This is a genomic window from Veillonella sp. CHU732 (genome assembly GCF_003992085.1).
Lineage (GTDB): Bacteria > Bacillota > Negativicutes > Veillonellales > Veillonellaceae > F0422.
In genome coordinates this window covers 1-21,543 of record NZ_RQVC01000022.1, presented here as the reverse complement: position 1 = coordinate 21,543, position 21,543 = coordinate 1, and the positions used below count along the sequence as shown (strand labels likewise).

The following is a 21,543-nucleotide window of genomic DNA, read 5'->3' as shown; positions in this document are numbered from 1 at the left end:
TCTATGGGTAGGCATGGATAAAGAGCGAGGTTCCACTTTCAAATATATTAGTTCTTATCGATCGTCAGACTCGGCAAACGATCTCGTATCTGTTTCGCTCGCTCTAAGTACTGCCCTAAACTATCTCCATTGTCATCTGCATGGAGCAACTGTTTTACAGTCGCTAATTCTTGTTCTACTTGTTCAATGGCTTTCAACACATTCCTACGATTTCCGTAGATAATTTCTTGCCACATACTCGGCAGACCACTGGCGGTACGGGTGCTATCTCGTAGACCTCCCGCCGACAAGCTCATGCGCTTATCTCCCAGTTCATCATTACCTACGGCGGTAATCATGACGGATGCCAACATATGCGGCATATGGCTCACCATAGCCAAGCATCCATCGTGGCGTTTCATGTCCACGTACTCGATGCGAGACCCCACGGCACGCCCCATATCGGCTAGTTCCTGTGCCACTGTGGCATCGTAGGCTGGTTGTTCCTCGTCTTCTAAAACAATCCAGCCCATTTTCTGAAAGAGGTCTTTATGAGCTTCTTCATAGCCACCTTTTTCAGAACCTGCCATAGGATGTACAGATACAAAGTGAACGCCTTCAGGAATATGCGCATACACAGCATGAGCAAATTCATCTTTCGCACTGGACACATCGGTCACCACTTGCCCTGGTCGGAGCAATGAGGCTACTTTCACAAAGAGCTCGCTATTCGTTTGTGGCGGTAAGGCAAAGACCACTATATCCGCACCCATGATAACAGGTTCCACCGCTGTGAAAGCCTGTGATACACAACCATCGGCCAAGGCGAGATTACAAATTTCCTGACGCCGTGCGTAACCGATGACATCATATGTCGTATAGGCTCGTAATGCTTTTGCTAAAGAAGCCCCTAGCAATCCTAATCCAATAATACCAACCGTTCGTGCCATCTATTCCTCCTACACGTAACCTCGAGAAACGTATCTATCTACCCTATACAGGCTTTAAGATGCCCCCCACTTACTAATAAGGTACAGCTACTTTTACAAGCATCTGTACCCTTCATTCTGTATTTATTAGTTCTACCACGAATTAAAGATTCGGTCAACTTTTATTTGTAGCACGACCTTTATCCCATGCCAAGATAAATATTGTAACAATGATAAGGGTCATGCCGATGATATCCCACTGTGTAAACTCATTGCCCAACAACAACCATGCCAGTACCGCTGCCGAAATAGGTTCTATGGATGAAAGTATGGACCCCGTCACGGCACCTACTCGTCGCACCCCTTCTAGGTATGCATTAAAGGAGACCACTGTGCCAAAAATGATGATGCTCCAAAACCCACCATAGGTCCACCAATCCCATACAATTCCTTCGGAACTCGGTTGTGTAGCTATCCACGCAAAGGCCCCTCCAATAAGCATGCCAAAGCCCACGATAGGTGCCGTACCATACTTTTTCAATAGTGGCACTGGTTGCAGCGTATAAATACCAACTGCTACAGCAGATAGCATCCCCCAGGTCAGAAGTGTATTATCTAACGCTGATATATCCCACACACCTTGCAAAGCAATAATCGCCGTCCCCACCGTAGCTAGTACTACACTGACTACTTCTGCCACCCTTGGCAACGTTAACCGTGTAATAGAGATGTATAAAATAATCAATGCAGGACCTACATATTGCAAGACCGTCGCAATCCCTGCCCCTGCATAGGCAATCGCTTTAAAATAGGTGTATTGGCACATCCACATGCCAAGGACCCCAAATATAACCAACCGCAATGTATCTTTCCAGTCAGAAAAGACCTTAAAAATAGAGTCTCTTCCTTGGTAAAAGGCCGCTACTACCGTAATTACGCCAGCAATGACAAGGCGCATAGCTACTACCCATTCTGCCGACATCATCCGCTGTTGTTGCACAAATTGTGAGCACATTCCAGAAAATCCCCATAGAACGGCGCCTAATGCAATTAGTAACATACCTTTCATTACATATGCGTTCATAGTCCTACCCCCCACCCCCCCGCATTCCACTTTCCTCTAATTTTATTTTTGTAGTTGATGAGTTTTTGAGAGAGTTCTGTGTCTGTGTCTGTGTCTGTGTCTGTGTCTGTGTCTGTGTCTGTGTCTGTGTCTGTGTCTGTGCAAGATTATATAGCATCATAATGTGCAGTCAACGTATAATCTTACTCGGATAATAGACTTTTATGAATCTTTACCACGACCTTGCGAATTTCCTGCACCTCATGAGGCGCAATCAAAGTCCGGTGCAACTCACCGGGATAAAAAATACAATAATCTCCTGGGCGTACATCAATCTTTACCGTACCACCTTGCGTAGGATCGTAAAAGTAACAATCTTTGTCATCATAAGCCTCAACCACATCCGGAAAAGTTTGACGAATGAGAATTTCCATTTGCTCTTCCCCAATCACTAGAAATTGCACATCCATGTAATCCTTATGCCCTTCAATCTTCGTTTCCTCATAAACCCGTGTGTTCACAATATCCACATTAGCATACATCAACTCACCCTCAATCGGGTAGCGACCACCTGCAAACGTCGTGAAATCATGCGCTTTCAAAAACTCAAGAGCTCGCTCTACCGTTTTCGGATACCGAAACTGTGTATAATCTATAGCAATATTTTGATATATCATAACTTACTCCTTTATCTCCGTATATAAAAGGCACCCCACAGCGCCCTATGAATCGTATCTATCTCTATCTACTATACTAGCAACACCATATAAGGTCAAACAGAAATTCTAAGAACCCTAGTAATACAAAGCCACCCTAGGTCATTCCATTATTCCCTAAATTATGTAATACAAGAAACTCTACTTTTATTCTCTCACAAACTATGCTATACTAAAAGCAACAAAAGAAGAGCCATCAACGTGCAGCTAGCGTTAGGCTCATCTCAAGAAATAAACGAAGTTGAAATGTGCCTAACGTGTGAGGTCCGTTAAACCTCTATTCGTTAGGCGTTTTCATTAGCTATAAAAGCAACGAATAACTTCTACGATTAACATAGAAAATTGAATCAATATCCCCTGAGGAACGCCATTATGCGTAGCAGCCTTGTGGCGTTCCCTCACTACCTAAATCACACAAACCCGAGAAGCCCATGGCGTGCTCCTGAACAAACATTATGAAATACCGTTTGAGAAGGAGTATGCCATGGGCTTCCCTTTGCTCTATTCAGTTAAGAACGCCATAGGCTACATAGCATAACAAGTTACGACTCTTCGTGCCCCGCAAATCCCGCAATAATTGTTTCTGCTTGTTTATGTGGTACTTCTTCGTATCCATTGAACTCCATATTAAATACGCCTTGTCCTTGTGTCATGGAGCGCAATACGGTTACATAATCTAGCATTTCCACCAATGGAACTTGGGCTTTCACCACTGTGATACCTTCTCGTGCTCCTTGGTCCATGCCGAGTACGCGACCGCGACGGCTATTCAAATCACCCATGATATCGCCCATAAATTCTTCTGGTCCGATGACATTCACATTGTAAACTGGTTCTAACAAAATTGGTTTCGCATCAGGCACACCTTTTTTCAAGGCTTGGGCCGCCGCCATTTTGAAAGCCAACTCCGAGGAGTCCACTGTATGATAGGAACCATCTAACAATATCACTTGGATGCCGATCATTGGATAGCCAGCCAACAGTCCTTTTTCCAGTGTTTCACGAACGCCTTTTTCTACAGCTGGAATGTATTGACGTGGCACAGCACCACCAAAGATTTTGTCGATAAACTCGAACTCACCTTCATACAATGGTGCAATACCAAGCTTCACATGACCATATTGACCATGACCACCACTTTGCTTTTTATGTTTACCTTCTACTTCCACTGTACCTCGAATGGTTTCACGATATGGAATATACGGAGTTTCCAATTTCGCACGTACTCCATATTTGCGTTCCATTTTTTGTAAAATATGTTCTAAATGGACATCGCCCATACAACGCACTTGCATTTGACGGCCTTCTACATCTTTCACCACTTCACAAGTTGGATCTTCTTCAGAAATACGTCCCAGAGCGTTCGCTAATTTTTCCTCTTCCCCTTTTTTCTCAGGTACCATAGCTATGCGATATAAAGGTTGTGGGAACCGGATTGGTGCGTATTGTACTTTAAATTCAGCAGTACCAAAGGTATCTCCTGTTTTCGTTTCTGCTAATTTAGGGATGACCACGATATCGCCGGCTTTCGCTACTTCCACTGGCACTTGTTGTTTACCAATTAAGGTCACCATTTTGCCCCATTTTTCTTCTACATCACGGGTCACATTATAGAGTTTATCTCCTACTTTCAATTCTCCAGAGAACACGCGGATAAAACTTTGTTTTCCCGCAAATGGGTCAAGAATTGTTTTAAATACGAAGCCAGTAAATGGTTTATCTGCCACCACGATATGTTCCTCTTGAGAGTCCACACCGATAGCAGTCATCACTTTTTTCGTTGCATCTGGCATATAACGAATCATACGGTCTAAAACTTGGTCCATACCGATACGGCTCAAGGCAGTACCACACATAACAGGACATACACGGCCCGTCAACATGCCTTCACGCAAACCTTGACGAATTTCTTCTAAGGTCAATTCTTGCCCATCTAAATATTTTTCTAATAATGTATCATTACCTTCTGCAGCCGCTTCCACAGTCATTTCACGGATTTCTTCTACCTCATCAGATAGTTCTGCAGGCACTTCTACTTCGGTCATCTTACCATTTTCATACACATAGGCAGTCCGTTTTGCTACGTCTACGACACCTTTGAAAGTAGGCCCTTCACCGATTGGAATTTGCAATGGCATGATAGCTTTACCGAATAATTCCCGCATCTTTTCCAAGGTACCAAAGAAGTCTGCTTTTTCAACGTCCATTTTATTGATGAAAGCCATACGAGGCATTTGCAATTCTACGCCATACTCCCAAGCGCGAATGGTATCAATTTCTACGCCTGTACCAGCAGATAATACCATAAGCATACCGTCTGCTGCGCGTAAAGCAGACCGCACTTCCCCATGAAACTCAGAATAACCTGGAGTATCGATGAAGTTAATTTTATGACCCTTCCATTCACAAGGCGCCATGCCTAATTGGATAGTAACATTCCGTTTGATTTCTTCTGGCTCAAAGTCCATAATATGTTTATTATCTTGACCTCTGCCAACAAAGTCTACAGCACCACAAGACAATAATAATGCCTCTACTAATGCTGTTTTACCCGCCCCGTCATGGGAGACCACCGCCACGTTTCTGATCAAATCACTAGTATATTCTTTCATGAACATCGTCCTCCTTTACAGCCGAAAACAGTCTATTGTTTAAGTAATTCTACATACTTTTATAAACTCCTTTGAATATACTGGATTTTATATATGCAAATTACGCATAATATAGACCCATGCATGAGAAAAACTAGTATCATTCATCATTGTATATATGTCCGTTACTTCTCTACTAAACTAAAATTTTACTAGGTAAATTCTATAGTTTATGGTATTCTAATAGATATATGTCATTTCAGAGTATACATGGGAAGGGAGTTATATAGTATGAAAGACAATGAATCAAAGACGTCATTGCATCGTGGGCTGAAAAGTCGCCACATGCAAATGATCGCATTAGGAGCCTCTGTGGGGACAGGCCTCTTCTATGGATCCGCTCCCACAATTCAACTGGTAGGACCAGGTGTTATTTTCTCCTATTTATTAACTGGTATCTTTATTTTCTTTTTAATGCGTATGTTAGGAGAAATGTCAGTTCGTGAACCTGTGTCTGGCTCCTTTACCTATTTTGCTAGTAAATATTGGTCTTCCTTTGCAGGCTATTTATCTGGCTGGAACTATTGGATCGTGTACATGCTTGCTAGTATGGCAGAACTAGCTGCCATTTCAGTATACCTAGATTTCTGGTTACCAGGCATTCCCCATTGGATGACTACACTAGCTTGTATTACATTAGTGACGGCGATTAATCTCATCAATGTACGAGCCTACGGGGAAGTAGAGTTCTTTGCATCACTTATTAAAGTGGTGGCTATCATTGCTATGATTGGCTTTGGTATCTTCCTCATCTTCTTCGGAGATATGGGTACATTCCCGCAAAACTTCTCTAATCTTTGGGTTCACGGTGGATTATTCCCGAATGGTGCGTATGGTTTCATCGCCTCTATCGCGGTAGTTATGTTCTCCTTTGGTGGAGTGGAACTCATTGGTATCACTGCTGGGGAAGCAGAAAATCCTGAGAAAACTTTGCCAAAAGCGATTAACGAGTTGTTAGCTCGTATTTTGATTTTCTATGTAGGCACAATGACTGTCATCATGGCATTATCTCCATGGAACGAACTAGGAACACATGCAAGCCCATTTGTTCAAATCTTTACGAACATCGGTATTCCCGCAGCAGCGCATATTTTAAACTTCGTTGTTGTTGTGGCTGCCTTATCCGTATACAATAGCTTGCTCTACAGTAATTCTCGTATTTTGCACAGCATGGCATTATCTGGTGATGCTCCAAAAATCTTCAAGAACTTAACTGCTACAGGAGTGCCATTGATTGCTACCTTGTTCTGTGCCGCTTTAGCCTTGATTGTTGTATTTTTAACATACATCTTCCCAAGCGCTAGTGATGTGTTCTTGCAATTGTTGGCTATCATCGTAGCAGGTCTCATCATTGCCTGGTTCATCATTCCTGTAACACATCTTAAATTCCGCAAACGCTTTGCTCGTGAAGGTCGCCTTGATGAATTGAAATTTAAATCCATCTTATATCCATTGACAAATTACTTCTGCTTTGCGTTCATCGCTATGGCAGTAGGCGTTATGTTAACTATGGATTCCATGCGCACATCCATCTACATCATTCCCGTGTGGATTGGTGCCTTGTACATTGCGTACCGACTTAAGAAAAAATAATATGTAACGCAAAAAGGATAGCTGAGATTGACTCGGCTATCCTTTTCTTTTGTCACTACTAGTATGAATTTGTAAGTCTTTAGCACGACTTGAGTATACCCACATTTAATTTAAAATGCAGCACTTTTCCCACCTTGGTAACAAGACAACCTTTCAATGGAAATTTTCGTGCTTTTTGCAAACGAATTTTTCTTCAATGGAAAAAATCGCTATTTTTGCAAATGAAAGTACCCCCGTTGTATTAGATAGTACTTATTTTGGAATTTCCTACAAGAAGCGGTTTCGCTAAGTATGACAGATGTGATAGTATACTAGTGATAACTAACGTCGTCATTAGTAATGGTGAACACGACTTCGAACTACAGATACATTAGTATACATGATAATATAACTGCTTATGATTACGTTATGCTTTTGTTATGTTATATATACACTATATTTACGTTGTATTTGTGTTTTATTTGCGTTTTATTTACGAGGTACCCAATGGCTTGGATTGAAATTACACTGACCACGACGCACCAAGCGTCTGAACTTATAACAGATACATTACTCGCACTAGGCGCAGAAGGAGTCTATACGGAAGATCCTTATGAATTTGATCAACTCACAGATGATGGATTCGGCATTATCAAACCAGATCGTGAGGAGCTCTACGATTCCTCTGATGTCACTGTGAAAGCCTATATAGATTCCGGCCTATATAAGATTGACCAGTTAGAAACTCTCGTCAAAAGTGAGATTCAGCAATTACAAAGTACTTTCAGCATGGATTTCGGCCCCCTCAATATATCCATTACCATGGCTGATGAGTCTGGTTGGGATGATTGGAAAACACAATATCCTCCGATTTCGATGACGGAGCATTTGACGATTATTCCCGATTGGGCGGAGTATAGTCCTCGCGATGATGAACGTGTGATCCGCATCGAACCGGGCATCGCCTTTGGTACTGGCGACCATCCTACTACACGATTGGCGATCCAAGCGATGTCTCAGCATTTAACCCCTAAAAGTACGGTCTTCGACGTGGGCACAGGGTCTGGCATTATCGCCTTATCCGCAGGAGCCCTTGGAGCTCAGTCTGTCACAGCCTTTGACCTAGATGAAACCGCTACAACGAATGCTCGTAACCATGTGGTAATGAATCAACTGGAATCCGTAGTAGCTGTACAAACAAATAATTTATTAGAAGGTGTAACGGAAACAGCCTCTCTCATCGTGGCTAACATTATTACCCCTATCTTGTTACGTTTATTAGACGATGCCTACCGTTGTTTAGAACCTAAGGGCGTATTCATTATGAGTGGCATTCAAGAGGGAGAAGAGCAAGAGCTCATTACCGCAGCTAGAACTATTGGTTTTGTAAATATATCCACTACCTCTGAAACTGGTTGGGCCTGCATCATCTGTCATAAATAGTGGTGAGTGCCATGCTTGCATAAAGAAATCTATAGCCGTACCTCCTATAAATACACAACGTAAGTATGATTAAATAAAATCTTAACATCACACATAGAAACTAAATATTAAGCAAAAAAAGCACGATTCTAAAATTTTTGCGCACAAAAAAACGCGATTTCGAACACGATTTTAGGTTTCGTGCTTTTTCGCGCTTTTCGTTTTTTATCGTTTCTAATATTGTAAGGGTTATATTAGTATAGACACAGTTTATCCACGTATTTTATACTGTACCGCTCTGCCTTGGACTACTGATAGTAACTACAGCTATAACCATACAAAGCTATTACACTTCGATTACTATTTGCTCACCAGTTCGCATATGGTAGCACACTAAGCGATAGGCTCTAAGAGCAAAAGTCTTAACTATGTCTTTTACCTGTCCTTTTGCCGTATTTGTTATCTCTTGCTGTAAGCCTTTGTAACATTGTGCCTCATCATTTTCCACTGTACTCTGTCTGGATTCCAGCACTCCCTCATCAGCATACAACGGGTCATGTACCAAGGGATGTCCTATATGCGCCATAGTCACCCGAATTTGGTGCGTCTTGCCCGTCCACAAGCGAATGCGCAGGTCTGTTGTATCTTGTACCGCATCATAGTGTAGCACTTCATATTCCGTTTTCGTCATCACACCCTCTGGGTATACCTCTTGATGGATGCCATCTGCACTTTTACGAATAGGTAGTTCTAGTACCTCATGAGTTTGTGCCAATCGCCCTTGTACCGTCGCTCGGTACCATTTTTCCAACCGATTGTCATCCATCTGCATTTGGTAAAAGTGCTGTGCCAAACCATGCTTGGCTACTACCACCAATCCAGACGTATCTCGATCCAAACGATTTAAGAATCGCACTTTTCCGTAAATCTTATGTGCTTTAAAATAGTGGGCTACCCCATTCGCTAAGGATACTTGTCCTTTCGAATTCATCGTTATCCTCGATGCTTTATCTACAATAAGAATATCATCATCTTCATAGGCTATCGTTAAAGGCATTTCTATTGGATCGTGGTCGATACGTTCTTTTAAGGGGATAATTTCTAATACCATCCCCTCTGAAAGTTCCGTTTTCGCCGTACACAGTTGCCCATCTAATCGAACAGCCTTCGCCCCGAAGAGTTCTTTCATCGTTTTCCTAGGAAATTGATGGGTATCTAGCCATTCCCCTAACGTCGGTGCTATCGTATTTTCAATTGTATATATTAACGTTCGTTTGTCTTTCATACAGTTTCCATTTCATCTTCGTTATTGGTGTCTAAGCCATCTTCCAATACGTATCTTTTAATACATATTTTTTAGATCCTACTTGCTATATATCCATGCTTTCGTCAAAATACGGCAATGGCTTTTTACTTTTTCTCTACTGTTCTATCTATATTTTACCACATCTAACCTTATAAAATATCTCTACTCAGCACATGAATTCCGGATATAACATATTTTTATATCGTCATTTCTGTACATTCTTATGATAACATGTATAATCAACTATACAGACAACACAACATATAGATAGATTTGACAATTATAAAGACGATTGCATTTACCTTTTTTACAAAATATGCTATCCTATCTACAAAGAAGAGCAAAACGTGTGGCGCGTTAGGCTCATCAAAAATTTGACTTTTGTGCCTAACGTGATGAGATACTTCTCCTTACATTAGGCACAGTTTCTTTTATAGGAATACTACTTACGTCGTAGCATTACATATAAGGTGATAATCGCTACTATGAGCATTAAGAAATTAATTCCAAAAAAAGCGATATGACCTATTCTTCTACTAGCCATATCGCTGATTCTGCTTATATGTTTTTATCAATATATGAATTTTATTAATATCATTAATTTCCTCTAAGCTTAAGTAGTTTTATATATACCGCTATATAGTTTATCGACATATTTTATAATAATCCATGAGATATTCCAATTGCAGTGATTTCTTCTAACGATAGTTTTGTAAGCCTTGCAATCATTTCTAAAGATAACTTTTCATGTAGCATTTGAACCACTACTTCTGCCTTCGCCTTAGCTGTTCCCACAGCAAGCCCTTGCTCAATACCTTGCGCGATACCTTGTTCAATTCCTTCGGCAACGCCTTCTTTCCAATAAGTATAATGATCCATAGATAACATCTTATATTCCTCCTTCCAAGCTTCACAATGCTTTACTTCGTACACCGCTTCATCTATATCTTTTAACAGTTCATCTGTAGCTTCATGTCCATCAATATAATCTAAAAAGGCTTGTAATGACTTCGATATATCATTCTGTGTTCCCTTCGTACTCAAAAACAATTTAGTAGCCCCATCATTCAACAGGATATCATGTTCTTCCAAGCAAATGTTCTTAAACGTATACTTATGGCGTTCTCTACTAAACACTGGAAATGTGCAAATAAAAATAATATAGGAATCATTTAAAGTCATGTACTTTTGACCTTTTTGCAAGTGATACATATCCAAAATGCTTTGGTAAAAACGTGTGCGCTTTACCAGTTCTTCCATATCCTTGCTGGTTTGCATCTCGATATTGAACACTGTACCCTTGTCATCATTCACATACACATCTAAGCGGACACTTTTTGTTTCCAAACGAACATCTAGCCCCTTTTCCTCGTGAATATACACAATATCATGAATGGAAGTATCCAATAATCGTTCCAATACAGCCTTACAAATATGTTTCTTCAACATAACCTTCTGAAAGATAAAATTGTCCTGAATCGTCAGTTCATCGAATGATTTAATACGCATACAACACCTCTCTTTCATTCTTAATAAAATTATACCACAGTCACTTCTAGGTCGGTAGATATACCGACACCTCCTACGGTTACAATTCTATTCAATGACAATATACCCTTGAAAATTTCCTACCAGTGATGCCCCGCTCTTCAACAAGCATGTCAAGATATGAAGAGCTTTATTGTTGAACTTCAACATTTGAGTAAAAACCTAAAATTTAAAAATAGTTAACTCATGATCTTCTTTAGTATTCTAATAAACATTCCTAAATACACACAGTTGAGTACAATCTTCATTGAATTTTAAATTTATAGGGAGAACAAAACACGTGACTATCTTTGCATTGTACTCTACTTATTGCTAAACCTATTACATGTTTAGGTTATTACTTAAAACAACTATATAAACTGTTGTGCACATAATACTATGATAATAATTACTGCTAATTATTTACGCATATATGAAGTTTTCTACTTTCACACAAATTTAGATAACACCCAAAAAACTGAAAATAAGCATGCAAAACCTATATGCTCCTATCTAAAATATGAATATTAACTCAATTGACATCTATTCTCATAGATTGTAAAATGATTATATATATCACTAACAAGTAAGGCTACGTTATATACGAGGTAATTTAGTACACTCTCCCCTTATATATAAGTAGCCTTTCTTTATGTGTAAGGTTTGATGTAAATTTTTACAGAAAGGTGTGTTTCTAATGAATCAAATGTTATCTATTTTCCAACAAGGCGGACCGGTGATGTACCTGTTCCTGATTATCTCTGTGCTCACCATCGCTATCGGTATTGATCGTGTGTTAGTATACCGCAAAACAGCAGGTGCTAATCGTTTCGTAGAGGAAACTATGGCTACTAAATTTGCTCAAGGCAATGTGAAAGAAGCCCTAGCTGTTGCCAAGGAGCATCCTGACAATGTATTGACTCAATTGGTGGTAGAAGGTTTGACGGCTCATCAAGATGGATTCGCTGTAGAACCTACGTTAGAGGCACAAGCTATGCGTACTGTAAACGTATTGCAAGACCGTTTAAGCTTGTTGAGTACTTTTGTTACATTGGCTCCTATCTTGGGTCTATTAGGTACCGTTGTTGGTATGATTGATTCTTTCAGCGTATTAGATTTATCCAACGGTCAACCAATGGCGATTACCTCTGGCGTAGGGGAAGCATTGGTAGCCACTGCTGCTGGTTTATGCGTTGCTACAGTCGCTCTTATATTACATGCTATTTTCTCTCGTAAAGTCAACTTAATCGTATCTGATATGGAACAAATGATGGCTTCCATCGTTCGTTTCCTTCATAAAAAGGAGAATGCCTAATGAAACTTCGGAGTATGAAAGTACAAGAAGAACCGAAGTTAATGATCATCCCTATGATTGACATCATCTTTTTCCTTCTTGTATTCTTTATGATTAGCACCATGACCATGGTACAGCAAAATACTTTCAAAGTGGGCTTACCACAAGCGAGCTCTGCTCAATTAGATATGAACCAACATGCGAACATCACAGTCATGGCGGATGGCAATATTGCTTTCAATAAAGAAAGTCTCGACAAGGAGCAATTGATTCGCCGTGTGCAAATTGAATTGCAACGAAATCCTGATTTACAAGTCATTCTAAACGGTGATAAAGACGTCAACTATGGATTTGTCATTGAAACATTCGATGCTTTGAAACAAGCAGGTGTGAAAAAACTATCCATTGCCGTAGAAAAGAGGTAATCTGTGAAGGAAGATAAATTTTGGAAATATGCCCTCTACATCTCCTTGGCAGGACACATCGCTCTTATCCCAGTGGCATCGGCTATCTTTAACAAGGTAACGGAGCCGTTTCATGAATCGACAACCACGTTCTATGAAGTAAGCATGGCCGAAAGCGCTCAAGAGCAAGCCTCTGAAACTCCACAACCTGCGGAAGAACAACCTCCACAAGAGGAGAGTGCACCCCCTGAGCCTCAAGAAGCTGTGGCTATCCCTGAAATTCCAGATACCATGAAGCCAGATCCTCGACCAGAGCAACCGAAACAGGAGACGCCAAAGCAAGACGTACCAAAGCAAAAACCAAGTACCTTGCCAAAACAATCTCCTTCGACAAACTCTAACGCTTCGTTACAAGCCGCAGAAGCTGCGGCTCGTGCCAAAGCAGAAGCAGATGCTGCTGCTCGTGCTGCCGAAGAAGAAGCTAGGACCACAGTTGTCAATCCTCCATCGCCGTTGGGCAACGTACAACCAGCTAACCCAACACCTGGACAATCTGGTACTGTCTACGTAACCGCCGATATTTACGAAAGCGGCCAAGTCGCATCAGTTCAAGTCTCTGGCGATGCCAACGCAGCCCAACAAAATGCGGTCGCAGCCTATATACCAACCGTTCCATTTGCACCTGGAACAAACAAATTTGGGGATGCATTACCTGCTAGAATACGCTTCTCCATCGTGTTCCAGTAATACTTTGTATTGTATAGACAACTATGTTATACTAAACATAACAAAAGAAGAGCCACCAACGTGTCGAAGGCGTTAGGCTCATCTCAAGAAAATGGAAACTTGAAAGTGCCTAACGTGTTAAGGTGTATCAGACCTTATTCGTTAGGCTTTTTCATTACTTATTAAAGAAACGAAAACAACAAACTATTTCTCTAAGGAACGCAGTTACGAGTAGTAGCCTTATGGCGTTCCTTTCTATCTAAATAATCTAAACGCAAGAAGAGCACGGTGTGCCCCGAACAAACATTATAAAATACCGTTTGTGAGGGGTATGCCGTGCTCTTCCCTTTAGTCATATTTGGATAAAAACCGTCATAAGTCTACATAGCGAAATAAGACTCCTCCCCTGAGAGTCCCTAGTTAGCTCCATAAGATATATAATCCATTAACGCAAAAGAATGCGACATACTCAAAACTCATCGTAAGCCATGCCGTTATGCGTAGTAGCCTTGTGGCGTTCCTTTACTGCCTAAATAATCTAAGCGCAAGAAGAGCACGGTGTGCCCCGAACAAACATTATGAAATACCGTTTGTGAGGGGTACGCCGTGCTCTTCCCTTTATCCTATTCAACTACAAACGCCACAGGCTACATAGCATCTCAAGGAGCTAACCAAGCTCGAAGTTCATCTATAGCTCTCTCCTTAGCTATTATCCCATGGGAGCTCCACACTTGATTCGTCACCACGTGTACATGTCCTTCTTGTACTGCTGGAATGGTGTGCCAAATCTCCATGGCTTGTATATCTTCTAGTTCTTTCCCTACTTGATCTGACGTAATACGATTGCTCGCCCCATAGGCAGAACTTACTAGGAGATACTTTGCATCGATATCTGGCAACATTTCATGAGAAACAGCATTATTACTTTTACCATCTAATGCTAAGGATTCTGTATCCGGTGTAATATTCAGCAAATCAAAAATAAATCGACTGTTCACACTGGAAGAATACGGATACAACCGTATTTCTTTTTTCATGACCCGAATGTAAGCCAATGGACTATCACCAATGCGAGATTTGATTGCCATACGGGCCTCTTTTACATGGTCGTAATATTGACGCAATCGTGCTTCTGCCTCTTTTTCTCGGTGTAATACCATGCCCAATGTGAGCAAAGCACGCTCCGCATTTTGCAGTTCAAACGCTGCGGTTGGTGCAATTTTGCTAAGCGCATCAAAGGTACTACGAGTAAAGGAGTCACGCATAATAATCAAATCTGGTTTTAAGGCTTCAATTTGCTCTAAATTGATAGTCTTCGTTTCCTCATTGATGCTAATGTGCTGCACACCTTGCGCCTCTAGTTCATCATGCAAGTAAAAGTTTTCCCGATTGTAAGCCCCCACCATAGGTGCTCCTAATGCATACATAGGGTCTTCCATACGGATGACCACGATACGATCCTGCTTGTCAGGAATCACAGTAGTGCCATATTTATGATGCAATACCATTTTCCCATCTTCATTGGTAATCAGCTTTTCTGCAGATTGCTTTACTTTCTTGAAGCGAGCATTCATCTCTTTCGTGATAGCCTCATCGGTGTCGAGCCGTTTTTCTTTCACCACAGAACCTTCCCCCACACGAGGAGCGCCCCAGGTGCTGAAAGTACCACTCACGAGCCCATATACAAGGCCTCCAATGATAGCAAGTACTGCTACCCAACCAAGATAGGTTCCTATACGACGCCCCATCATACTCCACCACCTGCTTGTTTCGCTTTTTCCACCGATGCGTGGGTATAGGCAATACAGTACGGACGATTGGTTCGTGGGTCATTCAAAATGATCGAGTCCACTCCAAAAATAGTACTCAACATCTCTTCTGTTAAGACCTCATGAGGCGTGCCTTGAAAGTGTACATGGCCGTCTTTCATAGCGATGATATGATCCGCATAACGAGCAGCTTGGTTCAATTCGTGAATAACCATAATGACCGTTTTCTTATACTCTTGGTTCAATCGTTCCACTAGTTCTAATACATCCATTTGATGAGAAATATCTAAATAGCTAGTAGGTTCATCCAAGAATAAAATATCTGTATCTTGCGCAATCGCCATAGCAATCCATGCCCGTTGGCGTTGACCACCAGACAAATTCTGAATCGGTGTGTGCGCAAAATTATGCAAATCTGTCACGTCAATAGCCCAATCGATTAAGTCACGGTCCTGCTGACTTTCACGTTGCAAAATACCAGATTTGTGGGGAGCCCGACCATAACTGATGAGGTCACGCACCGTCAAAGACCCTGGTGCCATTGGGTTCTGTGGCAAAATAGCCAACTGTTTCGCCAATTCCTTCGTATCTTTTTTATGAATATCCTCGCCGTTTAAAATAACGGAGCCCCCTTTAGGCGCAATGATTCGGCAAATCGTCTTCAACAGAGTGGATTTACCGCATCCATTGGATCCAATCAAGGCCGTTACCTTTTCCAAAGGAATCCTAATGTCTACGTCCTTACTGATGATTTTATGTTCATACCCAGTAGAAACGTGTTGTAATTCAAATGCCATAGTTTATCCTCTCGTCCGTGCCAATACATATAGAAAATAGGGTGCACCCACCAATGCCACAATGATGCCTACTAGCATTTCATCGGGAGCAATGATGACTTGTCCTAACCAGTCTGCTGAAAGTAACAATAGGGCCCCCAACAATAGGGTAACTGGTAAATAATAGTGATGGTTCACGCCCACTAAACGTCGTGCAATATGTGGCGCCACTAACCCAATAAAGCCAATACTACCACCTACCGCAATACAAGAGGCGGCAATGGCTACGGCAATACAAAGAAAGGTTACTCGTTCTTTTGTAATACGTGCGCCTAAGCCGATAGCCGTTTCTTCATTCAGATTCAACACATTCAATTTCGTGGAGTAACAATATAGCACAATTGCTCCAATAGCCACAATCGGCGCTAGCACCATCACATGGTTCCAGCTATTACCAAAAATTGTACCGATGAGCCAAGTATTAATTTGATTAAACTTGTCTGGGCTCAAGGTCACCATCGTCACCATCTGCACTGCATGGATCCCAGCAGATAGAGCAATACCATTTAAAATCAATGTCATAGGAGACAAACTGAGCCCTTTACGGTAAGACATGCGGAAAATAAGTAGTGCTACTAATCCCCCGCCAATGATGGCAAATAATGGAGCTTTCCAAATCGTAGTGATCGCATTGGCTGGCTCAAAATAAATGTACAGCATCACCGCTACACCAGCCCCGGCATTGACACCGAGCACACTAGGACTAGCTAGTTCATTACGAGTAATGGTCTGAAAGATGGCCCCAGACAATGCTAAGCCTGCACCGATACAAATAGCCAGCACGGATCGAACCATACGGAAGTCGAAGACAATGCGCTCTTGCCACTCGGTCCCATAGCCAGCGATAATACGCACTAAGTCCATGTAAGAAAACTCAGAAAATCCCGTTCCTAAATGGACCACAAATATCAATGCCAAAGCCACTAGTAAACCAATGGACCACATGGCAAATCGTTTACCTTGATGCATTAGTTAGCCTCCTTTCGATTCGCTAAATAGAGAAAGAAAGGAACCCCTACTAAGGCGGTCACAGCCCCTAAAGGTACTTCAAATGGAGGCGACACCACACGTGCCACCGTATCGGCTACGATGACCACGATAGCCCCCAACACAGCAGAAAAAGGAATCACTTTTTCATAGCTAAGACCTACCATATACCGAGCCATATGAGGCACAATAAGCCCCACAAAGCCGATAGGCCCTGCAATAGCTACGGCAGAACCACTTAATAGCAATACTGTAAGACCTGCTAAGAGGCGAATTTGAGTCAACTTTCCACCTAAACCAACAACCACCTCATCACCTAAGCTAAGCAAGGTAATTTGTTTAGAAATAGCCAAGGCAATTAACACGCCTATGAGCGTCCAAGGAGCCACTAACAAGACTTGCTCCATGCGAACACCACCGATACCACCAGCCGTCCAGTAGCTCATATCTTGAGCCACATCAAAAAAGACAACTAGCGCTTGTGTAACCGCCATGAAGATAGCACTTATAGCACTACCTGCTAAGGCTAAGTAGACCTTAGATCCCTTTGCCATACCTCGATTGGCTAAGTATAAAATACAAGCCGTTGCCAACCCAGCACCCAAAAAGCTGAATAGGATGGTCATATTCAAGCTCGCCATAGGGAACGCAATCATAGCGATAGCTAGTCCAAAACTAGCCCCTGCATTCACCCCTAAAATAGAAGGGCTCGCCATAGGGTTGTTTGTAATTCCTTGCATAAGCGCCCCTGCGACGGCAAAATGAATGCCGCAGATGAAAGCCACCAACAACCGAGGTATACGAATTGTATTAATGACAATCCCATCTATATTCCCGGTTCCATTCCAAATACTAGCCCAGATCATCTCCAGTGAAATCGATCTAGCCCCTACCGACAAGAATACAAAGCTACCTAATCCTAGGATAAGCAAGGCCACTAGCATTTGACCTGCAAACTTTCCAAAGAAAGCAGTATTCGCATCCGATGCATAGGATGAAGATATATCTTTACGTACCATGTATCTCCTTTCTTGTATATCATGACATAGAAAAGAACCCTCTGCATATCAGAAGGTTCTTCCCCAAATGGATATATCTAGTTAGATTATATACTCATTAGAATCCAGCAGTTACAGATACCATAGCTGTTCGTCCATTACCTTGGTAAACAGATCCATTTAATGCATTCCAGTAATCTTTATTCAATACATTGTACACATCTGCACGAACTGTCATTGGAACATGACCGCTATTCCATGTGTATCTTGCACCTAAATCCCATGTGAAGTATCCAGGAACACGAATTGTATTATCTTGGTTAGCAAATGCTGGTCCTGTATAGTTCAAACGTGTTGTAAACGTTAAGCCTTGTACTGCTTTTACGTCTTGTTCTAATCCAACTACCGCATTCACTTTTGATGTTCCTTCAACACGATGGCCTTTTGCATTACTATCAGCATTATCTTTTGTATAACGAGAATCTAATAGCATAATACCGCCTAATACACGAGTACCTTTCGTAGGTTCACCAAATACATTAAACTCTAATCCACGGTTGCGGATTTCAGTGGATAAACTATAGTAACGATCAAGCTTATTAACTGGTGTCACTGTTACATAGCTCAACGCTGGTGTTTTAATATTGAAAGCACTTACTGTTGCTGTGTATTTACCAAAATCAAACTTTGTACCTACTTCGTATTGTTTTGCTTTATATGGTTCTACTGCTTCACCAAAGTTAACAGCGCTTGCATTGGTTACTGTATCAGCTTGTAAGCCTTCCATATAGTTTGCATATACAGATGTTTTATCATTGAATTTATGAACAATGCCTACTGCTGGGGAGAATGCTGTTTTATCATAAGAAGCGTATGTGTCAGCACCATTGAAGGCTTTACTTAAACGTGGGAAGTTTTGTGTTTTAATTTTTTGTAAGCGTCCGCCCACAATAAATTGCCAACTTTCATCCTTAGTAGTAATTCTATCTGTAATAGATACACCTGTTTGAATGCTTGTATCATTCAAATGTGTATACCAGTTTAGATCACCTTGTGGTGCACCCCAATTTGTAGTTTGTACATAGAAGTTGGCTGCCACATTATTTAAACTACGATTTGCCATGTATCGTTTGTATTCAGAACGAGCGAAAGCAACGCCAATATTATGGTTTACATCGCCAGTAGTAATCTTACCTTTTACACCTACTTCTACAGATGTAGATTTATTGATTTGGTTGTTATATCGGTAACGAAGATTGGATTTACCATTAATATCATTTACTTGGAATTCATTATACAAATAGTCCATGGATGTATAGCGCATACCAAATCCTGCGTATGCCGTCCAATTTTTATTGAAATCATACTCACCACTGATAACACCATATTTCTCTGTTACACGACGATATGTTCCATCAGCACCATATTTTTTATGATGATCTGCATTTTTAGCAGTAAATACTTCTTGTTTTGTGCTAGCTAAGAACTTGTTGCCAAACGTAATGCGGTATTGTGGGTTTTCGATTTCATTATATACATATCCCAAATCAATAGCTGCACGTACTTTTTCACCACGCATATCAGCGCCAATTGCTACTGTACTTGCGTTATTTTTTTCATTATCGTTCGATGTTTCGCCATTACGGTTCAACACATTTACACGTACACCATATTTGTTATTATCACCAAAGCGATGTCCTACATCTACATGTTGTGTGAATTGAGAGCCATTGCCATAAGATAACTTCACTTTTGTAATGTCTTTATCTGTAGCACGTTTTGGAACAAAGTTAATAGTACCTCCAATAGTGCCATTCGGTGGCATACCGCCTAATAAAGCCGCAGGACCTTTAATTACATCCACACGTTCGATGCTTTCCGTCCCCGTATAAAAACGTGGAGAAATATTGTACAAACCATTAAACTGTGTATCTTGTTGTGTCGTACGGAATCCACGAATGGACCAAGCACTGGAAGCACCAGATAAGGATTGATCTTTGACAGATGCATCATTAGCTACAATATCAATTACATTAGATGCCTGTTTATTTTCCATCAATTCATTGGTATACCCAGTTACATTAAACGGAGTATCAATAAAGGATTGATTACCCAACACGCCCATTAAACTAGATTGAGATACTTGACCACCAGCATATGCGCCTTCTACGGAAGGTGTTGCAGTGACTTCTTCTACTGCCGCACGAGCTGGCGCATGCACCACGAACTCACCTAAATCAAATACTTGTACAGCATGCGCAGTGCCACCCAATTGGAACAATACGCCTGTTGCTGCTGCAAATGATAACAATTGCTTTCTTGTCTTGCTATTCATCTTACACTCCTACACAAAAAACCTTACCAAGATACACATTTATATCTTATATATAATAAATATTATCATTATAGAGTTAATTGTGCAATATATTTCTTCATCTTTCCTTCATTAATTATACTATTTTTAAAATAATTATGTGTTTATGTCATGGTTGATGCATAGGATATATTCAAATCACACATTTTAAAAGAAATCCCTATAAATACCATTAATCAGCTATATTTATAAATATTAATGCCTGTGCATATGTTTTATATTTGCGTATTTGCACCTTATTCTATCGATATATGCTTATTTATAGCGACATTTTTATTCATTTTGCAAAATCTTCGACATTCCATCTATAAATGATAATACCTCTCCCATTAATGATTAATAAGTAATAATAACAACTACAAAATCAATGAGAGAAATCTCCATTTAGAAAACAAAAAAGGCCACCACAAAATACAAACGTATTTTGTAATAACCCTTCCTCCTAGTAAGTATACAGTCACGGACAAGAAGTTTCCACTACTTGTGACTTCCTAACCCTCGATAGCATTAATACATTATCATCAAATCTTCAACTTTCTTTTTAGACTTTTTCTGCTTCGGCGTCATTGTTTCAAAAAAATTTCCACTTCTTCACTAGTCGCCTTTACATAAGGAAGATCATCCTCATTCATCATCTCACTGCATTCCTTTACCATCTTTCGAAACGCTTTTTCTGCCTCTTTATCTGGCTGCACAAATCCGCTCATAGCTATCCCTCCCAGCCTTTTTCTCACATACAATATACCTACAGTATATACCATCCCATATGTCCCCGCAAATTTTCTCCCAGATAGTTAATGCATACGAACACCACTACATCATAACCCATTCCATTCAAAACCAAACTAAACAAAGCTTAAGTTTGTAAATAACGACGAAAAAAAGAACCACCCTTCCGGATGGTTCTTAGCTATGGTGGACGATGACAGGATCGAACTGCCGACATCCTGCTTGTAAGGCAGGCGCTCTCCCAGCTGAGCTAATCGTCCA

17 protein-coding genes and 1 tRNA gene are annotated in these 21,543 nt (G+C 40.9%); 5 read left to right on the top strand and 13 right to left on the bottom strand.

The annotated features are described in order from the left end of the window. Nucleotides 1-47 precede the first annotated feature (47 nt). The 4 genes from EO121_RS08300 to fusA all read right to left on the bottom strand — a co-directional run bounded on the left by EO121_RS08300 (nt 48) and on the right by fusA (nt 5,299). On the bottom strand, nt 48-929 hold the full coding sequence (locus EO121_RS08300) for a prephenate dehydrogenase/arogenate dehydrogenase family protein (RefSeq protein ID WP_127167363.1): 882 nt from the start codon (nt 927-929) through the stop codon (nt 48-50). 154 nt (nt 930-1,083) lie between these two features. Further along, the gene (locus EO121_RS08295) at nt 1,084-1,992 is read right to left on the bottom strand and encodes a DMT family transporter (protein ID WP_127167361.1); all 909 of its coding nucleotides are present in this window, start codon (nt 1,990-1,992) and stop codon (nt 1,084-1,086) included. A gap of 182 nt (nt 1,993-2,174) precedes the next feature. Then, complete coding sequence (locus EO121_RS08290; protein ID WP_127167359.1) at nt 2,175-2,648, bottom strand: YhcH/YjgK/YiaL family protein; 474 nt, start codon at nt 2,646-2,648, stop codon at nt 2,175-2,177. A 581-nt stretch (nt 2,649-3,229) separates the two neighbouring features. Beyond that, nucleotides 3,230-5,299, bottom strand: coding sequence for an elongation factor G (gene fusA, locus EO121_RS08285; RefSeq protein ID WP_127167357.1), 2,070 nt, complete (start codon nt 5,297-5,299; stop codon nt 3,230-3,232). 270 nt (nt 5,300-5,569) lie between these two features. Between fusA and EO121_RS08280 the strand changes: the two genes are divergently transcribed. Then, nucleotides 5,570-6,931: an amino acid permease gene (locus EO121_RS08280; protein ID WP_127167355.1), complete on the top strand. Its 1,362-nt coding sequence runs from the start codon at nt 5,570-5,572 to the stop codon at nt 6,929-6,931. A gap of 486 nt (nt 6,932-7,417) precedes the next feature. Next, nucleotides 7,418-8,353 carry a 50S ribosomal protein L11 methyltransferase gene (locus EO121_RS08275; protein WP_164725904.1) on the top strand — a complete coding sequence of 312 codons (936 nt, stop codon included), beginning with the start codon at nt 7,418-7,420 and terminating at the stop codon, nt 8,351-8,353. Nucleotides 8,354-8,678: 325 nt separating this feature from the next. Here EO121_RS08275 and EO121_RS08270 read toward each other — a convergent pair whose 3' ends face one another. Both EO121_RS08270 and EO121_RS08265 read right to left on the bottom strand, forming a co-directional pair. Then, on the bottom strand, nt 8,679-9,617 hold the full coding sequence (locus EO121_RS08270) for an RluA family pseudouridine synthase (protein WP_127167351.1): 939 nt from the start codon (nt 9,615-9,617) through the stop codon (nt 8,679-8,681). Between the two features lie 678 nt (nt 9,618-10,295). Next, nucleotides 10,296-11,147: an Rpn family recombination-promoting nuclease/putative transposase gene (locus tag EO121_RS08265; protein ID WP_164725903.1), complete on the bottom strand. Its 852-nt coding sequence runs from the start codon at nt 11,145-11,147 to the stop codon at nt 10,296-10,298. 715 nt (nt 11,148-11,862) lie between these two features. Here EO121_RS08265 and EO121_RS08260 point away from each other — a divergent pair. From EO121_RS08260 to EO121_RS08250, 3 genes are read left to right on the top strand one after another with little or no spacing between them, the layout of a single operon-like run. Further along, nucleotides 11,863-12,480 (top strand): MotA/TolQ/ExbB proton channel family protein, encoded by a 618-nt coding sequence (locus EO121_RS08260; protein WP_127167347.1) that lies wholly within the window; start codon nt 11,863-11,865, stop codon nt 12,478-12,480. Beyond that, entirely contained in the window at nt 12,480-12,884 is a 405-nt protein-coding gene (locus tag EO121_RS08255; RefSeq protein WP_126937935.1) for a biopolymer transporter ExbD, read from the top strand. The genes EO121_RS08260 and EO121_RS08255 overlap by 1 nt, the downstream gene beginning before the upstream one ends. A gap of 3 nt (nt 12,885-12,887) precedes the next feature. Further along, on the top strand, nt 12,888-13,610 hold the full coding sequence (locus EO121_RS08250; RefSeq protein ID WP_127167345.1) for a hypothetical protein: 723 nt from the start codon (nt 12,888-12,890) through the stop codon (nt 13,608-13,610). A gap of 638 nt (nt 13,611-14,248) precedes the next feature. Here EO121_RS08250 and EO121_RS08245 read toward each other — a convergent pair. From EO121_RS08245 to EO121_RS08220, 7 genes are all read right to left on the bottom strand, one after another. Beyond that, nucleotides 14,249-15,340: an ABC transporter substrate-binding protein gene (locus EO121_RS08245; RefSeq protein ID WP_127167343.1), complete on the bottom strand. Its 1,092-nt coding sequence runs from the start codon at nt 15,338-15,340 to the stop codon at nt 14,249-14,251. Further along, entirely contained in the window at nt 15,337-16,155 is an 819-nt protein-coding gene (locus EO121_RS08240; RefSeq protein WP_127167341.1) for an ABC transporter ATP-binding protein, read from the bottom strand. Before EO121_RS08240 ends, EO121_RS08245 begins: the two co-directional genes overlap by 4 nt. 3 nt (nt 16,156-16,158) lie before the next feature. After that, on the bottom strand, nt 16,159-17,163 hold the full coding sequence (locus tag EO121_RS08235; protein ID WP_127167339.1) for an iron ABC transporter permease: 1,005 nt from the start codon (nt 17,161-17,163) through the stop codon (nt 16,159-16,161). Beyond that, entirely contained in the window at nt 17,163-18,200 is a 1,038-nt protein-coding gene (locus tag EO121_RS08230; RefSeq protein ID WP_240629420.1) for an iron ABC transporter permease, read from the bottom strand. Before EO121_RS08230 ends, EO121_RS08235 begins: the two co-directional genes overlap by 1 nt. A gap of 97 nt (nt 18,201-18,297) precedes the next feature. Continuing rightward, a complete protein-coding gene (locus EO121_RS08225; RefSeq protein WP_127167337.1) occupies nt 18,298-20,514 on the bottom strand; it encodes a TonB-dependent siderophore receptor in 2,217 nt (738 codons plus the stop codon). 602 nt (nt 20,515-21,116) lie between these two features. Next, complete coding sequence (locus EO121_RS08690) at nt 21,117-21,260, bottom strand: hypothetical protein (protein ID WP_164725902.1); 144 nt, start codon at nt 21,258-21,260, stop codon at nt 21,117-21,119. A gap of 206 nt (nt 21,261-21,466) precedes the next feature. Then, nucleotides 21,467-21,542: transfer RNA gene (locus EO121_RS08220), tRNA-Val, on the bottom strand. Nucleotide 21,543 lies beyond the last annotated feature (1 nt).

What these genes read in the sequence shown, in the direction of transcription:
- EO121_RS08300 (WP_127167363.1), bottom strand. Translation starts at nt 929, where the DNA reads ATGGCACGAACGGTTGGTATTATTGGATTAGGATTGCTAGGGGCTTCT.
- EO121_RS08295 (WP_127167361.1), bottom strand. Translation starts at nt 1,992, where the DNA reads ATGAACGCATATGTAATGAAAGGTATGTTACTAATTGCATTAGGCGCC.
- EO121_RS08290 (WP_127167359.1), bottom strand. Translation starts at nt 2,648, where the DNA reads ATGATATATCAAAATATTGCTATAGATTATACACAGTTTCGGTATCCG.
- fusA (WP_127167357.1), bottom strand. Translation starts at nt 5,299, where the DNA reads ATGAAAGAATATACTAGTGATTTGATCAGAAACGTGGCGGTGGTCTCC.
- EO121_RS08280 (WP_127167355.1), top strand. Translation starts at nt 5,570, where the DNA reads ATGAAAGACAATGAATCAAAGACGTCATTGCATCGTGGGCTGAAAAGT.
- EO121_RS08275 (WP_164725904.1), top strand. Translation starts at nt 7,418, where the DNA reads ATGGCTTGGATTGAAATTACACTGACCACGACGCACCAAGCGTCTGAA.
- EO121_RS08270 (WP_127167351.1), bottom strand. Translation starts at nt 9,617, where the DNA reads ATGAAAGACAAACGAACGTTAATATATACAATTGAAAATACGATAGCA.
- EO121_RS08265 (WP_164725903.1), bottom strand. Translation starts at nt 11,147, where the DNA reads ATGCGTATTAAATCATTCGATGAACTGACGATTCAGGACAATTTTATC.
- EO121_RS08260 (WP_127167347.1), top strand. Translation starts at nt 11,863, where the DNA reads ATGAATCAAATGTTATCTATTTTCCAACAAGGCGGACCGGTGATGTAC.
- EO121_RS08255 (WP_126937935.1), top strand. Translation starts at nt 12,480, where the DNA reads ATGAAACTTCGGAGTATGAAAGTACAAGAAGAACCGAAGTTAATGATC.
- EO121_RS08245 (WP_127167343.1), bottom strand. Translation starts at nt 15,340, where the DNA reads ATGATGGGGCGTCGTATAGGAACCTATCTTGGTTGGGTAGCAGTACTT.
- EO121_RS08240 (WP_127167341.1), bottom strand. Translation starts at nt 16,155, where the DNA reads ATGGCATTTGAATTACAACACGTTTCTACTGGGTATGAACATAAAATC.
- EO121_RS08235 (WP_127167339.1), bottom strand. Translation starts at nt 17,163, where the DNA reads ATGCATCAAGGTAAACGATTTGCCATGTGGTCCATTGGTTTACTAGTG.
- EO121_RS08230 (WP_240629420.1), bottom strand. Translation starts at nt 18,200, where the DNA reads ATGGTACGTAAAGATATATCTTCATCCTATGCATCGGATGCGAATACT.
- EO121_RS08225 (WP_127167337.1), bottom strand. Translation starts at nt 20,514, where the DNA reads ATGAATAGCAAGACAAGAAAGCAATTGTTATCATTTGCAGCAGCAACA.
- EO121_RS08690 (WP_164725902.1), bottom strand. Translation starts at nt 21,260, where the DNA reads ATGAGCGGATTTGTGCAGCCAGATAAAGAGGCAGAAAAAGCGTTTCGA.